This is a genomic window from Mesorhizobium sp. LNJC405B00 (assembly GCF_000502615.1).
GTDB lineage: Bacteria > Pseudomonadota > Alphaproteobacteria > Rhizobiales > Rhizobiaceae > Mesorhizobium.
In genome coordinates, this window is record NZ_AYWC01000008.1 from 37,175 (window position 1) to 54,036 (window position 16,862).

General features: G+C 64.0%; 12 protein-coding genes and 1 pseudogene. 7 read left to right on the forward strand and 6 right to left on the reverse strand.

Going from position 1 to position 16,862, the window contains the following annotated elements; all coding sequences use genetic code 11:
• Positions 1-106: 106 nt before the first annotated feature.
• The 6 genes and pseudogenes from X756_RS149580 to X756_RS149560 form a co-directional block, all read right to left on the reverse strand.
• The gene (locus X756_RS149580; RefSeq protein ID WP_023730207.1) at positions 107-1,618 is read right to left on the reverse strand and encodes an ABC transporter ATP-binding protein; all 1,512 of its coding nucleotides are present in this window, start codon (positions 1,616-1,618) and stop codon (positions 107-109) included.
• Between the two features lie 175 nt (positions 1,619-1,793).
• Entirely contained in the window at positions 1,794-2,819 is a 1,026-nt protein-coding gene (locus X756_RS149575; protein WP_023730208.1) for a BMP family protein, read from the reverse strand.
• Positions 2,820-2,945: 126 nt separating this feature from the next.
• Positions 2,946-3,893, reverse strand: coding sequence for an ABC transporter permease (locus tag X756_RS149570; RefSeq protein WP_023698400.1), 948 nt, complete (start codon positions 3,891-3,893; stop codon positions 2,946-2,948).
• Positions 3,894-3,897: 4 nt separating this feature from the next.
• Complete coding sequence (locus X756_RS149565; RefSeq protein WP_023694460.1) at positions 3,898-4,869, reverse strand: ABC transporter permease; 972 nt, start codon at positions 4,867-4,869, stop codon at positions 3,898-3,900.
• Between the two features lies 1 nt (position 4,870).
• Positions 4,871-6,398 (reverse strand): annotated as a pseudogene (locus tag X756_RS01000000165625) (sugar ABC transporter ATP-binding protein).
• A gap of 48 nt (positions 6,399-6,446) precedes the next feature.
• Complete coding sequence (locus tag X756_RS149560) at positions 6,447-7,535, reverse strand: substrate-binding domain-containing protein (protein ID WP_023704995.1); 1,089 nt, start codon at positions 7,533-7,535, stop codon at positions 6,447-6,449.
• Between the two features lie 213 nt (positions 7,536-7,748).
• Between X756_RS149560 and X756_RS149555 the strand changes: the two genes are divergently transcribed.
• The 7 genes from X756_RS149555 (at position 7,749) to X756_RS149525 (ending at position 16,693) form a co-directional block, all read left to right on the forward strand.
• Complete coding sequence (locus X756_RS149555; protein ID WP_023730209.1) at positions 7,749-10,160, forward strand: glucan 1,4-alpha-glucosidase; 2,412 nt, start codon at positions 7,749-7,751, stop codon at positions 10,158-10,160.
• Positions 10,161-10,202: 42 nt separating this feature from the next.
• Positions 10,203-11,216 carry a phosphogluconate dehydrogenase (NAD(+)-dependent, decarboxylating) gene (gene gnd, locus X756_RS149550; RefSeq protein WP_023694463.1) on the forward strand — a complete coding sequence of 338 codons (1,014 nt, stop codon included), beginning with the start codon at positions 10,203-10,205 and terminating at the stop codon, positions 11,214-11,216.
• A 23-nt stretch (positions 11,217-11,239) separates the two neighbouring features.
• Positions 11,240-12,568, forward strand: coding sequence for a glucose-6-phosphate dehydrogenase (NADP(+)) (locus X756_RS149545; RefSeq protein WP_023730210.1), 1,329 nt, complete (start codon positions 11,240-11,242; stop codon positions 12,566-12,568).
• Positions 12,569-12,684: 116 nt separating this feature from the next.
• Complete coding sequence (locus X756_RS149540; RefSeq protein ID WP_023730211.1) at positions 12,685-13,389, forward strand: ROK family protein; 705 nt, start codon at positions 12,685-12,687, stop codon at positions 13,387-13,389.
• Positions 13,390-13,603: 214 nt separating this feature from the next.
• Positions 13,604-14,068, forward strand: a complete 465-nt coding sequence (locus X756_RS149535) for a MucR family transcriptional regulator (protein WP_023730212.1) — start codon at positions 13,604-13,606, stop codon at positions 14,066-14,068.
• 124 nt (positions 14,069-14,192) lie between these two features.
• Positions 14,193-15,293, forward strand: a complete 1,101-nt coding sequence (locus X756_RS149530) for a pyridoxal phosphate-dependent aminotransferase (protein WP_023730213.1) — start codon at positions 14,193-14,195, stop codon at positions 15,291-15,293.
• 158 nt (positions 15,294-15,451) lie between these two features.
• Positions 15,452-16,693: an MFS transporter gene (locus tag X756_RS149525; RefSeq protein ID WP_023730214.1), complete on the forward strand. Its 1,242-nt coding sequence runs from the start codon at positions 15,452-15,454 to the stop codon at positions 16,691-16,693.
• Positions 16,694-16,862 lie beyond the last annotated feature (169 nt).

The following is a 16,862-nucleotide window of genomic DNA, read 5'->3' on the forward strand; positions in this document are numbered from 1 at the left end:
AGAGGATGCCGGCAGGCAGGTGAGGGGCAGCGCTGACGCTTAAAGTCAGCCAAAAGCGGGCAGTATTATTTGAGGTTTCTGCGAGGAACCGAGTGAGAAAGTCCATCTAGGCTCTGCCCTCCGCCCCGGTCATCAGCAGCCCAAGCCGCGCGATGGTCGCATCGGCGCTGTCCAGCGTGCCGGCGATGCGGCCCTCATACATCACCGCGATGCGGTCGCAGAGCACCAGCAGCTCTTCGAGATCCTCGCCGATGACGATGATCCCGCAGCCCTTGGCACGCATGTCGAGGAATTTTTCGTGGATGAAGCGGGCGGCACCGATGTCGAGGCCGCGCGTCGGCTGCGAGACGATCAGCACCTTCGGGTCGAAAGCCAGTTCGCGCGCCAGCAGCGCCTTCTGCAGATTGCCGCCCGACAGCGCGCCGGCGCGGGTCATCGGCCCGGGGCACCTGATGTCATAGGCCTTGATCTGTTCTTCGGCGAAGGCGCGGATCGCATCTGGCTTGAGCAGGCCCCGGCTGCTGAAAGCCGCAGTACCAATGCGCGGCAACACCATGGAATCGGCGAGCGGCAGATTGGTGACCAGCCCGGTCGTCATACGGTCTTCCGGGATGCGGCCAAGGCCGAGCGCCTGCACCTCGCGCGGGGAGAACCGCGTCACAGGTTTGCCGGCTATCGTCATCACGCCGGCGTCGGGCGCGCGCGTGCCGGAAATCACCTCGGCCAGTGCCCGCTGGCCATTGCCGGAGACCCCGGCAATGCCGAGGATTTCGCCCGCGCGAACGGCAAGCGATACATCGCGCAGCGGCGTCCCCGAATGCCGTGAGGTGGAAATACCGTCGAGCGTCAGCACCGCCGCGCCTGGGGTCGAAGGTCCTCTTGCCGGCGGCACGATCTCATGGCCGCACATCAGCTGCGCCATTTCTGCCGATGTCGTGTTCGCCGGATCGTCGACACGGCCGGCGACGCGGCCGTGCCGCAACACGGTGCAGCGATGGGTGAGCGCCCGCACCTCGTTCAATTTATGCGAGATGAAGATGATGCCGAGCCCCTGCGCCGCCATCGAGCGCAGCGCCGAAAACAGCCCGTCGACCTCGCTCGGCGCCAACACCGCCGTCGGCTCGTCGAGGATCAACAGCCTGGCGCCGCGAAACAGCGCCTTGACGATTTCGAGCCGCTGCTGCTCGCCGACCGACAGCGCGGAGACAGGCAGGTTGGGGTCCAGCGTCAGCCCATACTGACGGCTGATGTCGGACAACCGGGCAAGTCCGCCGGCGCGGTCGATGCGGCCGGATTTGCCGGGAATGCCAATCAGAAGGTTTTCCAGGACCGTCAGCCTTGGCGCCAAATGAAAATGCTGGTGCACCATGCCGATGCCGGCGGCCAGCGCATCGGCCGAACTGGTGATCCGCACGGTCTTGCCCTGGATAAGAATTTCGCCGGCATCCGGCGCATAGGCGCCGAACAGCACATTCATCAGCGTCGTCTTGCCGGCGCCGTTTTCGCCCAGCAGGCCGAGGATCTCACCTGGGGCGACGCTTAGATCGACAGCCTCATTCGCCTTGACGGCGCCGAAGCTCTTGGTGATGGCGCGCATTTCGATGAGAGGGGCGGACAAAGGTGCTCCTGCGGAGGGCTGCGCGAGTCTTCACCCTCCCCCTTGTGGGGAGGGCCGGCTTATGATCGCAGCGAAGCGTAGATCGGAAGACAGGGTGGGGGTGCGGCGCCGAAGACCCCCACCCCGATCCGCTTCGCGGATCGACCCTCCCCACAAGCGGGAGGGTAAAAAGCGCCTAATCCGAAACCGGCGTGTTCTCGTCGACATCCACCCGGAAATTGCCTTCCAGGATCTCGGCCTTCTTCTTCTCGACCAGATCCTTCACATCCGCCGGCAGCGTCTTGTCGAATTTATGGTAGGGCGCCAGGAACGACCCGCCCTTGGCCATGCGCGAGAAATCGCCATAGTCCTGCGCGGTGAAGACACCGGCCTTGACCAGCTTGATCGCCTGCTCGACCGTCCGATACATGTCCCAGACCGGCCCGGTTATGACCGTGTCGGGGCCGAGGCTCGACTGGTCGGACATGTTGGAGATGGCGAGGATCTTCTTGTCCACCGCCGCCTCGATGACGCCGAAGCGCTCCGCATAGATGACATCGACGCCGGCATCGATCTGGGCGACCGCCGCTTCCTTGGCCTTGGGCGGATCGAAGAACGAGCCAATGAAGGCGACCTTCTTCTTGATGTTGGGATTGACCTCCTTGGCGCCGGCAAAGAAGGCGTTGACCAGCCGGTTCACTTCCGGAATGCCCATGGCCGCCACCGCGCCGATCGTGCCCGACTTCGACATCTTGCCGGCGATCATGCCGGAGAGATAGGCCGGCTCGTGGATCCAGTTGTCGAAGACGCCGAAATTGGGCTCGGCCGGGCCGGCGCCCGAGCCGAACAGCCATGCCGTCTTCGGGAACTGCTTTGCCGTGCGGCGCGATTCACGCTCGGCGGCGAAGGCGTCGCCCAGCACCAGCTGATACCCGCCTTGCGCATATTCGCGCATGACGCGGCTGAAATCGGCGGTCTGCACCTTTTCCGACCATGTGTATTCGATGCCGAGTTCCTTCTCGGCCTTCTGCAGGGCGACGTGGATCTGGTTGTCCCACGGCTCCTCGATCGGCGTGGCGAAGATCGCCGCCACCTTCAGCTTCTTGTCCTTGGCGAAGGCTGCACCCGGCAGCATGGCTGCGGCCAGGCCAAGTGCGCCGAGTTCCAGCACGTCGCGCCGCGACAGGCCGGTCGATTGCGATTTGTTTTTCCGGTTTTCCATCTAGTGCCCCTCTGTTTGACAGCCGTGTCGAGCCGGCTGTTCCGAAATCAGACGCGGAACTATGGAACGGGTGCGGACTTTTGTCCACATGGTCAAATTTGGCGGTGTCGCTGGCAGGAGCCGGCGCTAGCGTACCGCCTTCTCGCCACCGGCTACGGTGATGACGCCGACGATGATCAGCCCGGTCAGCAACAGCCGAACGCCGGCGCTGACGCCGAACGTGTTGAGCATGGTCAGAAGCAGCACCAGGAACAGCGCCGCGCCCCAGACACCGGGAACATTGGCCTTGCCGCCGGCGACCGAGGTGCCGCCGATGACGACGACGGCGATCGAGGCCAGCAGGTACTCGTTGCCGATATCGACATTGGCGCCGCGGAAATAGCCGGCGAGCAGCGCCCCGTCCATGCCGCCGAGCGCGCCCGACAGCGTGTAAGTGAGGAAGCGGGTGCGGCCGACATTGACGCCGGCAAGCCACGCGGCGCGGATGTTCTGGCCGATCGCCAGCACCGAGCGGCCATAGATCATGCGCTGCAAGGCGATGGCCGCACCGATGGTGAACAATACGGTAAGGATCGCCAGCACTGGAATGCCCAGGATTTGCCAGTTGGCAAAATCGGCAAAGCCGGGCGGCGGCTTGATCTGCAGGCCACGCCCATAGCTGATGTCGATCGACTGGATGATGAAGCTGGCCGACAGAGTGGCGATGATCGGCGGGATCCTCAGCGCCCAGATCAGGAGATAGTTGACGGCACCGATGGCAGCGCCGCAGGCGAGCGCGGCGAGCAGCCCGACCACGATCATGGAATCGCTGCCGCCCATGACCTTCATGGCGACGGCACTGGCGAGCCCGATATTGGCCGGCAGCGACAGGTCGACATTGCCTGGCCCGAGCGTGATGACGAACATTTGGCCGACGCCGACGATCACGGTGAACACGGCAAGCGAAAGTGCCGCCGTGATCATGCCGCCGCCGCCATAGCCGCCGGTGAAAGCGATGGTCGCCAGCCAGACGAACATCGCGCCGATGAACGACCAGATCCAGGGTTTGGCGACAAGCGATTTAACCAGCGTCATCGCTCTACCTCTCCCTGCGGCTGATCAGGACGCGGGCTGCCAGCACGATGATCAGGATGGCGCCGTTGGCCGCGACCTGCCAGTCCGGCGGAATGTGCATGAAGGTGAGCAGAGGCGATGCCGCCAGCGCCAGTGTCAGCGCGCCGAGCACGGCGCCGATCGGCGACACCCGGCCGCCGACGAACTCGCCGCCGCCGAGAATGACGCCGGCGATCGCCAGCAGCGTGTAGCCATTGCCGATATTGGCGTCGGCCGAGGTGGTGATGCCGATCAGCGCCATGCCGGACAGAACGCCGAATAGGCCGGTCAGCGCAAACAGCACGATCTTGGTTCGAAGCAGCGACCAGCCAGCGCGCCTGAGCGCCGCCGGATTGCCGCCGGATCCCCGCAGGATGACGCCATAGGAGGTGCGCATCAGCCCAAAATGCACCACCGCTGCGATCGCCAGCGCGGCGATGATAGGGAACGGAATGAAGGGCGGCTTGAAGGCCATCAGCGACAAGAGCCAGTCCGGCGCCTTGCCACCGGGCTTGGGCAGCACCAGAATGGCAAGCCCCTGCCAGACGAAGCTCATGCCCAGCGTCACCACGATCGACGGCAGATTGCGCAGATGGATCAGTGCGCCGAGCAGCGCATAAACGCCTATGGAGCCGAGCAGGATGATCACGCCGAGCAGCGGCGCGTCCTTCAGCCAGGTCGCGGTGACGCAGCCGACAAAGCCGACAAAGGTGCCGATCGACAGATCGAGCTCATTGCCGGCGATGACGAACATCTGGGCGATCGTCGCCAGCGCAATCGGAATAGCGAGGTTCAACATCAAGCTGAAGCCGAAATAGCTGATGGCGCGTGGGTTGAGCCAGGCGATGGCGATAACCACCAGCGCCAGCGACAGCGCCGGCAACAGGCTGCGCAGCAGGCGCGCGCGGGCCGCGCTGCTGCGCGGCGAGGAGGTAGGGCCGGGAGCGACTGCCGTCATCTCAGGCCGCGTCGCCGAATGAGGACTGGATGATCTTTTCCTCGGTCAGCTCGTCGCGCGTGAGATTGGCGACGATGCGGCCGTTCTTGAAGACATGGATGTGGTCGCAATTGTCGAGCTCTTCGGTCTCGGTGGTGTACCAGAGGAAGGTCCGGCCCTTGGCCGCCTCCTCGCGCACGAGATCGTAGACCTCAAGCTTGGTGCCGATGTCCACGCCGCGCATCGGATCGTCCATCAGCACGATTTGCGCATCGGAACCCAGTGCGCGGGCAAACAGCGCCTTCTGCTGGTTGCCGCCGGACAGCGAGAAGATGTTGTTGGTCATGTCAGGCGTGCGGATGCCGATCTTCTGCTTCCAAAACTCAGCAAGCTCGGCCTCGCGCTGCGGCGAGATCAGCAACCCTTTGCGCAGCCGCGCCAGCGAGCGGATGCCGATGTTTTCGGCAATAGACCATTGCGGGAAAATGCCGTCCGATTGGCGGTCGCCGGCCACCAGCGCCACCGGGGCGGTCACCTCGATATCAAGCCTTCTACGCGTCGCGGCGGCAAAGATCGCCAGCAACAGGTCGGTCTGGCCATGGCCGGCAAGCCCGGCAAGCCCGATGATCTCGCCAGCGCGAGCGACAAGCTCCTTGCCGTCCTGCTGCCGCTCGGGCCGCGCCCGCACCCTGAGCGGGCCCGCCGCCGGCCTGGCGGCGATCTCCGCCGCGATCTTCTCGCGCGCTTCCGCGCCGCCCATGGTGGCCACCAGCCGGTCGCGGTCGAACGCTTTTGCAACGTCCGTGGCGACCACCTTGCCGTCGCGCATGACCACGATGCGGTCGGCATTCTGCAGCACCTCGCCCAGCACATGCGAGATCAGGATGCAGCTGCCCCCGGTGGCTACGAAACGGCGCACGAAGGCAAGCAGCTGGCCCGCAGTATGCGCGTCCAGCGAAGAGGTCGGCTCGTCGAGAATGACCAAGTCGAGCGGATCGCGCGTCACCGTGAAGGCGCGCGCCACCTCGACCATCTGCCGCCGGCCGATGGAGAGATCGCCGGCAATGTCCTCTGCCGAGATGCCGTGATCCGGAAAGATTTCGTCCAGCTTGGCGGCAATGAGAGCAGCCGCCTTGCGTCGCCAGCCGAAGCCGGTGAGCGCCGGATGGTTGATGCGCGTATTCTCCGCGATACTGAGGTTAGGGCAGAGCGACAGTTCCTGGAACACGCAGCGTATGCCGAGTTTCAGCGCGCGCGCCACCGAGTAGTCGGTTTCGGCANGTTTCGGCATTGCCACGCACCGCGATCTCACCGCCATCGGGCTGCAGCGTACCGGCCACCATATGCATCAGCGTCGATTTGCCGGCTCCGTTGTGGCCGACCAGCCCGACGCATTCGCCTGATACAACATGGAAGTCGACGCCGTTAAGCGCCCGAACGGCGCCGAAATGTTTTTCGGCGCCGTTCAGCCTGATGATGTCCAAATGGGCGGCGCCGAAATGTTTTTCGGCGCCGCCCAGTCTGATGATGTCCGTATTGGCCTCAGGCATGCTCAACGATATCCGGTCGGTCATGCCGCTGGCAATGAATGCAATGCATCACTTGATATTGGCTTTGATCGCCGCGATTGCGTCTTCCTGGCTGTATTCGTGGGTGGCGACGCCGCCCTCCTTGATTTTCGGCAGCTCGGTCTCGAAATTGTCCTGGGTAAAGGCGAGATACGGCACCAAAAGGTCATGCGGANCCTTGATTTTCGGCAGCTCGGTCTCGAAATTGTCCTGGGTAAAGGCGAGATACGGCACCAAAAGGTCATGCGGAATGTCCGTGCGGCCGTCGAGCACCTGCTGCGCCACCCAGAAGGCCAGCGACGACACGCCGGGCGCGATCGAGGCCGACCAGGTCTGGTAGCCGTCCTTGTCCTTCTGCTCCTTCCACCATTTCAGCTCGTCCTGGCGGTTGCCCATGATGATGGTCGGACGCGGCTTGCCTGCGGCGGCAAAGGCTTGTGCCGCGCCATAACCGTCACCGCCCTGGTCGACGATGCCGACGATGTCGGGCAACGAAGGCAGGATCGTCGCGACCGCCTTCTGCGCCGTCGTCTGGTCCCAGTCGCCGGTCACCGAACCGACGATCTTGAACTCGGGATGGGCGGCGACGCCTTCGAGGATGCCGGCATGGATGGCATCGTCGATCGAGGTGCCGGCAAGGCCGCGGATTTCCAGCAAATTGCCGCCCTTGGGCTGGAACTTGGCCATCTGCTCGACTTCCTGCTTGCCCATGTCCTTGAAGTCGACGACGACGCGGTAGGCGCAAGGTTCGGTGACCGTCCCGTCGAAGGAGACGACGACGATGCCGGCATCGCAGGCCTGCTTGATGGCGCCGTTCAGCGCATCCGGCGATGCGGCATTGATGACGATGGCGTCATAACCCTGCAGGATCAGGTTCTGCACCTGGGCAGCCTGGGTCGGCACTTCCTTGTCGGCGGTGGTGAAGATGTCGGCGGCGCCGACGATCTTATCCTCCACCGCCTTCTTGGTGACGATGCCGTAGCTGTCGAGCATCGCCTGGCGCCACGAATTGCCGGCGTAATTGTTGGAGAAGGCGATCTTCTTGCCGCTGGTGTCGGCAAGCGCCGTGCCCGAGGCGAGCATTGCCGCCAGAGCGCTCAGGACGAGCAGTGTCTTCATGTCATAATCCTCCCATAGATTGTCGGCCCCGCCGACTGTTGCAGATGGTTTTGGCGTTGTCTGCCTGTTTTTTATCTATTGTCAGACAAATTCAGATACGCCCGCTTGTCAACTGCGATCGATCACGCTTGGACGATCAACTTCAGGTGCGGCGGTTGAAAAGCCTTCGCGTGCTGGTCTAGGGAAGGGTCCAGGAGACCATGCATGGCAGCGATGCCGCCGACCCTTCCCCCCAGTGCACCCAAAAGAATGGGCGCGCCCGGAATTCCGGCGCGCTGGACGTCAAGCGCCAAGAGCGGCGTAGGTGCCGCGCTTTCAACGGCGAGCCGCGTCTGGTTCACGCTCAGCCATGGCATCGTCAATGAAGTCTACTATCCCGGCCTCGACAGCGCCTGCACGCGCGACATGGGACTGCTGGTCACCGGCCCCGGCGGCTGGTTCTCCGAGGAGAAGCGCGACGCCACGCATATCATCGAGCCGTTCGAGGACGGCGTGCCCGCCTACCGGCTGGTCAACGCGACGGCCTGTTACCGGGTCGAAAAGCGCATCCTGGCGAATCCGGCGCGCCCGGCCTTGCTGCAGGAAACCAGCTTCACGGCACTCGAGGGCGTGGCCACGGACTACCGCGTCTACGCCCTGCTGGCGCCGCATCTGGTCAATGCCGGCATGGGCAACACCGCCTGGATCGGCGAGCACAAGGGCAAGCCGATGCTGTTTGCGTCCGGGCGCGGCACCTGCCTGGCGCTTGCCTCCTCGCTGCCCTGGGGTGATTGCTCGGCCGGCTATGCAGGCTTTTCCGACGGCTGGCAGCAACTCAGCCGCGCCGGCCGGCTCGATCCGACCTGCCAAAGGGCGGAGGACGGCAATGTCGCGCTGACCGGCGAGATCGGCTTTTCCTTACGCAACAGCAAAGCCTTGCTTGCGCTTGGATTAGGGGCAACGCCGGATGAAGCGGCCGAAAACGCCGCCGCTAGCCTGAAACGCGGGTTTGAGCCGGCGGCAAAGGCCTATGTCGCGAAATGGCGGAAATGGCAGGCAGGCCTGACGGCGCTCGACCACCATGATGCATCCGGCCTCAACACCTACCGCGTCAGCACAGCGGTGCTGGCGACACACCTGTCGCTGGCGAGGCCCGGTGCGGCCGTCGCCAGCCTGTCGATCCCCTGGGGATTCAGCAAGGGCGACGACGACCTTGGCGGATATCATCTGGTCTGGCCGCGCGACCTCGTCGAAACTGCGGGCGGCTTCCTCGCCGCCGGCGATCCGGCGCAGGCGCTTGAGATCCTCGCCTATCTCTGTTCCATCCAGCAGCCGGACGGCCACTGGCCACAAAATGTGTGGCTCGACGGCTCGCTCTATTGGCCGGGCATCCAGATGGACGAATGCGCCTTCCCGCTGCTGCTTGCCGACGCGCTGCACCGCGCCGGCCATCTGCCGCGCGCAAAGCTCGCCGCCTTCATGCCGATGGTCGAGAAAGCAGCGTCCTATGTCGTGCGCAACGGCCCCGTCACAGGGCAGGACCGCTGGGAAGAAGACGCGGGCTACAGCCCATTCACGCTCGCCGTCGAAATATCGGCACTGCTTGGCGCCGCCGATCTGTTCGACGTCGACGGCAAACCGGAGCCGGCTAACTATTTGCGCGAGGTCGCGGATTGCTGGAACGACCAGATCGAGCGCTGGACCTATGTCAGCGGCACACCGGAGTGCCACGAGGCTGGCGTCGACGGCTACTACATCCGCATCGCGCCGGCCGACGCTTCAGGCGCCGCATCGCCGAAGGACGGCTTCGTACCGATCAAGAACCGTCCGCCGGGCGATACCGACAAGCCGGCCGAAGCGATCGTCAGCCCGGACGCGCTGGCGCTGGTCCGCTTCGGCCTCAGGGCCGCGGACGATCCGCGCATCGTCGGCACGGTCAAGATCATCGACGCGCAACTGCGCTGCGATCTGCCGCAAGGGCCTCTATGGTACCGCTACACCAGCGACGGTTATGGCGAACACGCCGACGGCGCCCCCTTCGACGGCAACGGCCAGGGCCGACCCTGGCCGTTGCTGGCCGGCGAACGCGCCCACTACGAGCTGGCCGCCGGTAACAAGGACAAGGCGGCAAGCCTGCTCAGGACATTCGAGGCTTCGGCTGGTGTGGGCGGTCTGCTGCCGGAACAGGTCTGGGACGGCGCCGACATACCGGAGCGCGAATTGTGGCTGGGCAGGCCGTCGGGCAGCGCCATGCCGCTGGTCTGGGCGCATTCGGAACACATCAAGCTGTTGCGCTCGCTCCGCGACGGCGCCGTCTTCGACATGCCGCCGCAAGGCGTCAAGCGCTATGTCAGGGACAAGACCGGCTCGCCGCTGAGGATATGGCGCTTCAACAACAGGCTGCGCACCATGGAAGCCGGCAAGACGCTGCGGGTTGAACTGCTGCAGCCGGCACTGATCCGCTGGAGCGGCGACCAGTGGCAGACCAGCCATGAAATCAACACGTCCGTGAATGTCTTTGGCGTCCATATGGCGGATCTGCCGGTGACCGATATTCCGCGAGGTAATACGATCGTCTTCACTTTTTTCTGGCCCGACGGCGACCGTTGGGAGAATGTCGACTTCACCGTCGGCATTGAGAACTAACTCGCCAGCAATTTTCTTTCCTCAAGCGACTAGGACAAGACCATGCAGATCGGAATGATGGGACTGGGCAGGATGGGCGCCAACATGGTGCGCCGCCTGATGCGCGACGGCCATGAATGCGTCGTCTACGACATCAACCCGGCAAGCGTTGCCGGCCTGGTTGCCGATGGCGCCATCGGCGCCGCATCGATGGAGGAGTTCGTCGGCAAGCTTTCCAAGCCGCGCAGCGCCTGGCTGATGCTGCCAGCGGCGATCACCGGCAAGATCGCCGACCAGGTGGCGGCGCTGATGGAACCCGGCGACATCATCATCGACGGCGGCAATTCCTATTATCACGACGCTGTCGACCAGGCGGCCGAGCTTGCGGCCAAGGGCCTGCACTATGTCGATGTCGGCACCAGCGGCGGCGTTTGGGGCTTGGAGCGCGGCTACTGCCTGATGATCGGCGGCCCCGATACGGCGGTCAAACACCTCGATCCGATCTTCGCCACGCTGGCACCCGGCGCCGATGCCGGCGCCACGCCCGACAAGGCGGGCGGGACCGCACCCTTTGGCTACCTGCATTGCGGACCGAGCGGCGCCGGCCATTTCGTCAAGATGATCCACAACGGCATCGAATATGGCGTCATGGCCGCCTACGCCGAAGGCATGAACATCCTGAAATCGGCCAATGCCGGCAAAAGACAGCGCACTGCCGACGCCGAAACCAGCCCTTTGGAAAACCCGCAATACTATCAGTTCGACATCGACCTGCCGCAGGTGGCCGAGGTCTGGCGCCATGGCAGTGTGATCGGCTCCTGGCTGCTCGACCTCACCGCCGGCGCTCTGAAGAGCGACCCGGCATTGGCCCAGTTCGGCGGCCGCGTCTCCGATTCCGGTGAAGGCCGCTGGACGCTGAAGGCGGCGATCGACACCGGCGTGCCGGCGCCGGTTCTGTCCTCGGCTTTGTTCGACCGCTTCTCCTCGCAGGGCGAATCCGAATTCGCCGACAAGCTGCTGTCGGCCATGCGCTATGCCTTTGGCGGCCATGTCGAAAAGCCGAAGGCCGGCAAGTGAAGGCCGCAGGGGAGACGCGCAAGATGAGCCCGGAACGGTCCGACACGCTGGTGCTCTTCGGAGCAACCGGCGACCTTGCCCACAAGAAGATATTTCCGGCCCTCTACCAGATGGTAGCCAAGGGGACGCTGACCGAGCCGGTGATCGGCGTCGCCTTCGATGCCTGGGACATCAACCAATTGCAGGCGCGGGCCCGCGACGGCATCGTCAACGCTGTCGGCAAGATCGACGAAAAGATCTTCGCCAAGTTCGCCAGTCTGCTGCGCTATGTCAGCGGCGACTACCGCGACGGCGCGACCTTCGAGAAGCTGAAGACGGCGCTCGGCTCGGCGCAGCGGCCGCTCCACTATATGGCGGTGCCGCCGACCATGTTCGAGACCGTCGTCCAGGGGCTGGAGCAATCCGGTACCGCGCATGGCGCGCGGCTGATGGTGGAAAAGCCGTTCGGCCACGATCTCCAATCGGCGCGCTGGCTGAACCGCGTGCTGCATCTGGTNCAGACGTGTGCTCTTCCGATCTATTTCCGCTTTGCCAATTCCTTTCTCGAGCCGATCTGGAACCGCAACTTCGTCGAAAGCGTACAGATCACCATGGCCGAGGACTTCGGCGTTGAAGGCCGTGGCAAATTCTATGACGATGTCGGCGCTATCCGCGACGTGATCGAGAACCATCTGCTCAACATCCTTTTGCTGCTCGCCATGGAACCGCCGGTCGGCCGCTCGGCCGACGATCTGATCGACGAGAAGGTGCAGGTGCTGCGCGCCATCCGCACGCTGACCAAGGACGACGTCGTGCGCGGTCAGTTCACAGGCTATCTCGCTGAACCCGGCGTGAAGCCGAACTCGCCGGTCGAAACCTTTGCCGCCGTGCGCTTCATGGTCGACACCTGGCGCTGGCAGGACGTGCCCTTCTTCATCCGCACCGGCAAGAACATGCCGGTGCATGTGACCGAAGTGATCGTGCGGCTGAAGCGGCCGCCGCTGGACGTCTTCGATCCGATCAAGCCCAGCGACGCCAATTACGTGCGCTTCCGCATCGACCCGCAGGTGGCGATCTCGATCGGCGCGCAACGCAAGGCACCCGGCGACGACATGGTCGGCGAGCAGGTCGAGCTCACCGCGCTCGACGATTCGAAGGGCGACATGCCGCCCTATGAGCGGCTGATCGGCGATGCCATGAACGGCAATGGCCAATTGTTCACCCGCCAGGATGCCAGCGAGCTTGCCTGGCGCATTGTCGGCCCGGTGCTCGGCGACACCACGCCGCCGCATATGTATGAGCCGAAGACCTGGGGGCCGGCCGACGCCATGGCCAGCTTCGGGCCGCCCAACGGCTGGATCAATCCGAGTTGAGCAATTCAGGAAGGTGCGAGCGGTTTTTCCGTCCGGAATTGCGTAAAAACAAAGAGTTGGAGCGTTCCCCCGTTCCCTGAAACGGGGGAATGCGCCAAGTGAGCGGAGGAAACGACATGGCCAAGGCAGCCAGGCCCGCGAAGGCCAAGGCCGAACCGATCGTGCTGACGATCGATGTCGGCGGCTCGCATGTGAAAATCCTCACCAGCGCAGGCGGCGAGATGCGCCGAGCCGATTCCGGACCGGACCTGACACCGCAGCAGATGGTCGCCACGGTGAAGACGCTGGCCGAAGGGCTGGCCTATGACGTGATCTCGATGGGCTATCCCGGCCCGGTCAGGCACAACAGGCCTTCGCTCGATCCCGCCAATCTCGGCAAGGGCTGGGACGGCTACGATTTTGCCGCCGCCTTCGGCAAGCCGGTCAAGGTCGTCAACGACGCGCTGCTGCAGGCGATCGGCAGCTACGATGGCGGGCGCATGCTGTTCCTCGGCCTCGGCACCGGCCTGGGCGCGGCGATGATCCTCAACAATGTCGGCCAGCCGATGGAACTGGCGCATCTGCCGTACCGCAAGGGCGGCAGTTTCGAAGATTATGTCGGCGAGCGCGGCCTGGAGAAATACGGCAAGAAGAAATGGCGCAAATACGTTTTCGACGTCGTCGGGCGGCTGCGTGCGGCGCTGCAGCCGGATTATGTCGTCATCGGCGGCGGCAATGTCGACAGACTGGATGAATTGCCCGCCACATCCAGGCGCGGCGACAATACGCGCGCTTTCGAGGGCGGTTTTCGACTATGGCGCGACAAGGCGCTCATCGTCTGATAGTATTAAAATTCAGTATAGTTGTTCAAAATGACGTGTGGCGCGATACGAAGTCATTGCGTTACGCAGATTTGGCGATTAGATCGGTGGCACCGGATGGAATCATCTGGCGCAACCGCCCATATGCGGCAAGACAAATGACTAGAGCGGATTTCCGGCTCCGCTGGGACCACTCTGGGAGTTTCCGCCACCCCCCTAGCGACGGAGAGATAAATTGGCCGACGACAGCAACGACTCTGACAAGGACATCGACCTGCTCGAGCTTACCGCCCATATCGTGTCCGCTTACGTCGAGAAGAACCGCTTGCCCGTTGCCGGCCTGAGCGATCTCATCGCCAGCGTTGCGGCGTCGATCGGCGGGCTCAGCCAGCCGCCGGCCCCAGTGGCGGCGCCGCAGATCCCGGCCGTCAATCCCAAGCGGTCGGTGACGCCGGACTACATCATCTGCCTCGAGGACGGCAAAAAATTCAAATCGCTGAAGCGCCATCTCGGCGTCCATTTCAACCTGACGCCGGAAGCCTATCGTACCAAATGGGGCCTGCCGGCCGACTATCCGATGGTTGCCCCCAACTACGCGGCGTCGCGCTCCGAGCTGGCCAAGTCGATCGGCCTCGGCCGCAAGGCCGCAGTGGCGCCGCCAGCCAAAGCCAAGGGTCGGAAGGCCAAAGTCCCGGCCTGAGTGGGCTCAGCGCCTCGGCGCTGAGCCAATCGTTTGGACGACTGGAACAGAAGCCTGCCAGCGAATGAGCCTTGGCAGGCTTCGTGCTTTTGTACACCACAGAGATTGCTTTGGGGGAGCAGCGATGAACTACGCCAGAATGGTGATCGAGAAAGAGGCGCCGGAGGAATACGGCTACGATCGCATTCGGTTCAATCTCTCCGAAAGCTCGATCGCCGATCAGAAACTCTCCGACGTCGGCCTGTCGCTGCCGGATCTCACGCTGTTCTACGGCGAGCATCGCGGCGACAAGGAGTTGCGGGCGCTGATCGCGGCGCAGGATTCCGGCATTTCGCCTGACGATGTTCTGGTGACCGCCGGTGCGGCGGGCGCGCTCTTCATCATCTCGACCTCGCTTCTGTCGGAGCGCGACCACCTTGTCGTCGTCCGGCCGAACTACGCCACCAACATCGAGACCCCCAAGGCGATCGGCTGCGCCATCTCCTATGTCGATCTCGATTTCGAAGCAGGCTTTGCCATCGATTTCGGCCGGGTCGCCGCCAGCATGCAACCGAACACCAAGCTGATCAGCGTCACCTGCCCGCACAACCCGACTGGCACGATGATGGGCCGGGCCGATCTCGACGCGCTGATTGCGCTGGCCGAAGCGAGCGGCTGCCATCTGCTGGTCGACGAGACCTATCGCGACCTCTCCTATGGACAGCGCCTGCCGGCGGCGGCTTCTCTCAGCCCCAAGGCGATCAGCGTCTCGTCGCTGTCGAAAGCCTTCGGCATTCCCGGTATCCGAATTGGCTGGCTGATCACCAGCGATGCCGAACTGCAGGAGCGCTTCCTCGCCGCCAAGGAGCAGATCGGCATTTGCGGCAGCGTCATCGACGAAAGCATTGCGCGCGGCATGCTGGAGCGCCGCGACGCTTTCTTGGGCGCGCTGCTGCCCGAGATGGCGAAACGCCGCGACATCGTGCAAGACTGGATCGACCGCGAGCCGCTGGTCGACTGGGTGCGGCCACAAGGCGGCGTCGTCGGATTTCCAAGGCTCAATGTCAGTCCAGACTTCGACCTCGACCGTTTCTACGTCAATCTCTTGGAAAACCACGGCACCTATGTCGGTCCCGGCCACTGGTTCGATATGCCCAAGCGCTTCTTCCGCGTCGGTTTCGGCTGGCCGAAAGAGGCGGAATTACAGGGCGGCCTCGACGCCATCACCGCCGCGCTGAGGCAGTAACGTCCGCGTGCAATCGGGCGAGCGGCTGGAAAACCGCTTGATCCAGGCCCGATTTTCACGCATACGCGCCCCGAACTTTGATAAGTTTCATTGGCCGGAACAGCGCCCATTTCCGGGAAGTGCCCCGCCGGCCAATGCAAGCAACGGGGCCTGTATCCATGACATCCCATTCCCATACACCGCCTGACCGGCGTTACGCCGCCTTCCGCCATCGCTCCTTCCTGAGCTATTGGGCGGCGCGTTTCCTGACCACCTTCGCCACCATGATCGTGTCCGTCGCCGTCGGCTGGCAGATCTATGATCTGACGCGCGATCCCTTCGATCTCGGCATTGTCGGCATCGTCCAGTTCCTGCCGTCGCTGCTGCTGGTGCTGGTCACCGGCGTTGTCGCCGACCGTTTCGGCCGCCGCCTGATCATGGCGCTGGCGACGGTAGTCGAGGCAGGTTGTGCGCTTGTCCTGTTGTACTTCACGCTGCGCGGTCTCGTCAGCCCGCTGCCGATCTTCATCGTGCTGGCTATGTTCGGCCTGGCGCGCGCTTTTTATGGGCCGGCCTCGTCGTCGCTGTTCGCCAACCTTGTTCCGCCGGAAGATTTCGGCAATGCGATCGCCTGGAACTCGTCCGCCTGGCAAACGGCGACCATTGTCGGCCCGGTCGCCGGCGGCCTGCTCTATGGCGTCTCGGCCGAAGCCGCTTACGCCGTTGCCTCCGTGCTGATGCTGGTGGCCGGTCTGCTGATCTTCACCATTCCGAAACCGGCCCAGCAGAGCGCCACCGACAAGCCGACGATGGAGACGCTGTTTGCCGGCTTCCGATACATCTGGAGCGAGAAGATCGTCCTGGGCGCCATCTCGCTCGACCTCTTCGCCGTGCTTCTGTCCGGTGCCTCGGCGCTGCTGCCGGTCTATGCCCGCGATATTCTGGAACTCGGCCCGTGGGGCCTCGGCCTGCTGCGCTCGGCGCCCGGCATCGGCGCCATCTGTGTCGCGGTCTGGCTTGCAGGGCATCCGCTGCGCGACAATGCCGGCAAGATCATGCTCGGCTTCGTCGCCGGGTTCGGCGCCTTCACCGTGCTGTTCGGCGTCTCGACCATCACCTGGCTGTCGATCCTGGCCCTTGCCGGCCTCGGCGCCACCGACATGTTCAGCGTCTATATCCGGGAGACGCTGATCCAGCTGTGGACACCCGACGAGGTGCGCGGCCGCGTCAACGCCGTCAACCAGGTCTTCGTCGGCGCCTCCAACGAAGTCGGCGAGTTCCGCGCCGGCACCATGGCGGCGCTGATCGGCACCGTGCCGGCGGTGGTGATCGGCGGCGTCGGTGCGATTGCCGTCGCCGGACTGTGGGCGGTGCTGTTTCCGCAACTGCGAAGGGTGCGGCATCTCAACAGCCGCAACTGATCGAGTAAGCCGCAGGATCCGGCGCTCGGTCCAAATCAGCTTGCGCCGATGACGGCTGAGATGGGCCGGAAGCGGATGGGCCGGTCCTGGGCGAACTAGCCAGAAGGCGGGGCAGCCACAGGGTGGACATTTCAGTCCATATGGAAAATGATTATGTTGCCATGCACAA

Bases quoted from the DNA above. Each gene is read 5' to 3' on its own strand.
- X756_RS149575 (WP_023730208.1), bottom strand. From the start codon at position 2,819: ATGGAAAACCGGAAAAACAAATCGCAATCGACCGGCCTGTCGCGGCGC.
- X756_RS149570 (WP_023698400.1), bottom strand. From the start codon at position 3,893: ATGACGCTGGTTAAATCGCTTGTCGCCAAACCCTGGATCTGGTCGTTC.
- X756_RS149565 (WP_023694460.1), bottom strand. From the start codon at position 4,869: ATGACGGCAGTCGCTCCCGGCCCTACCTCCTCGCCGCGCAGCAGCGCG.
- X756_RS149555 (WP_023730209.1), top strand. From the start codon at position 7,749: ATGCCGCCGACCCTTCCCCCCAGTGCACCCAAAAGAATGGGCGCGCCC.
- gnd (WP_023694463.1), top strand. From the start codon at position 10,203: ATGCAGATCGGAATGATGGGACTGGGCAGGATGGGCGCCAACATGGTG.
- X756_RS149540 (WP_023730211.1), top strand. From the start codon at position 12,685: ATGGCCAAGGCAGCCAGGCCCGCGAAGGCCAAGGCCGAACCGATCGTG.
- X756_RS149530 (WP_023730213.1), top strand. From the start codon at position 14,193: ATGAACTACGCCAGAATGGTGATCGAGAAAGAGGCGCCGGAGGAATAC.
- X756_RS149525 (WP_023730214.1), top strand. From the start codon at position 15,452: ATGACATCCCATTCCCATACACCGCCTGACCGGCGTTACGCCGCCTTC.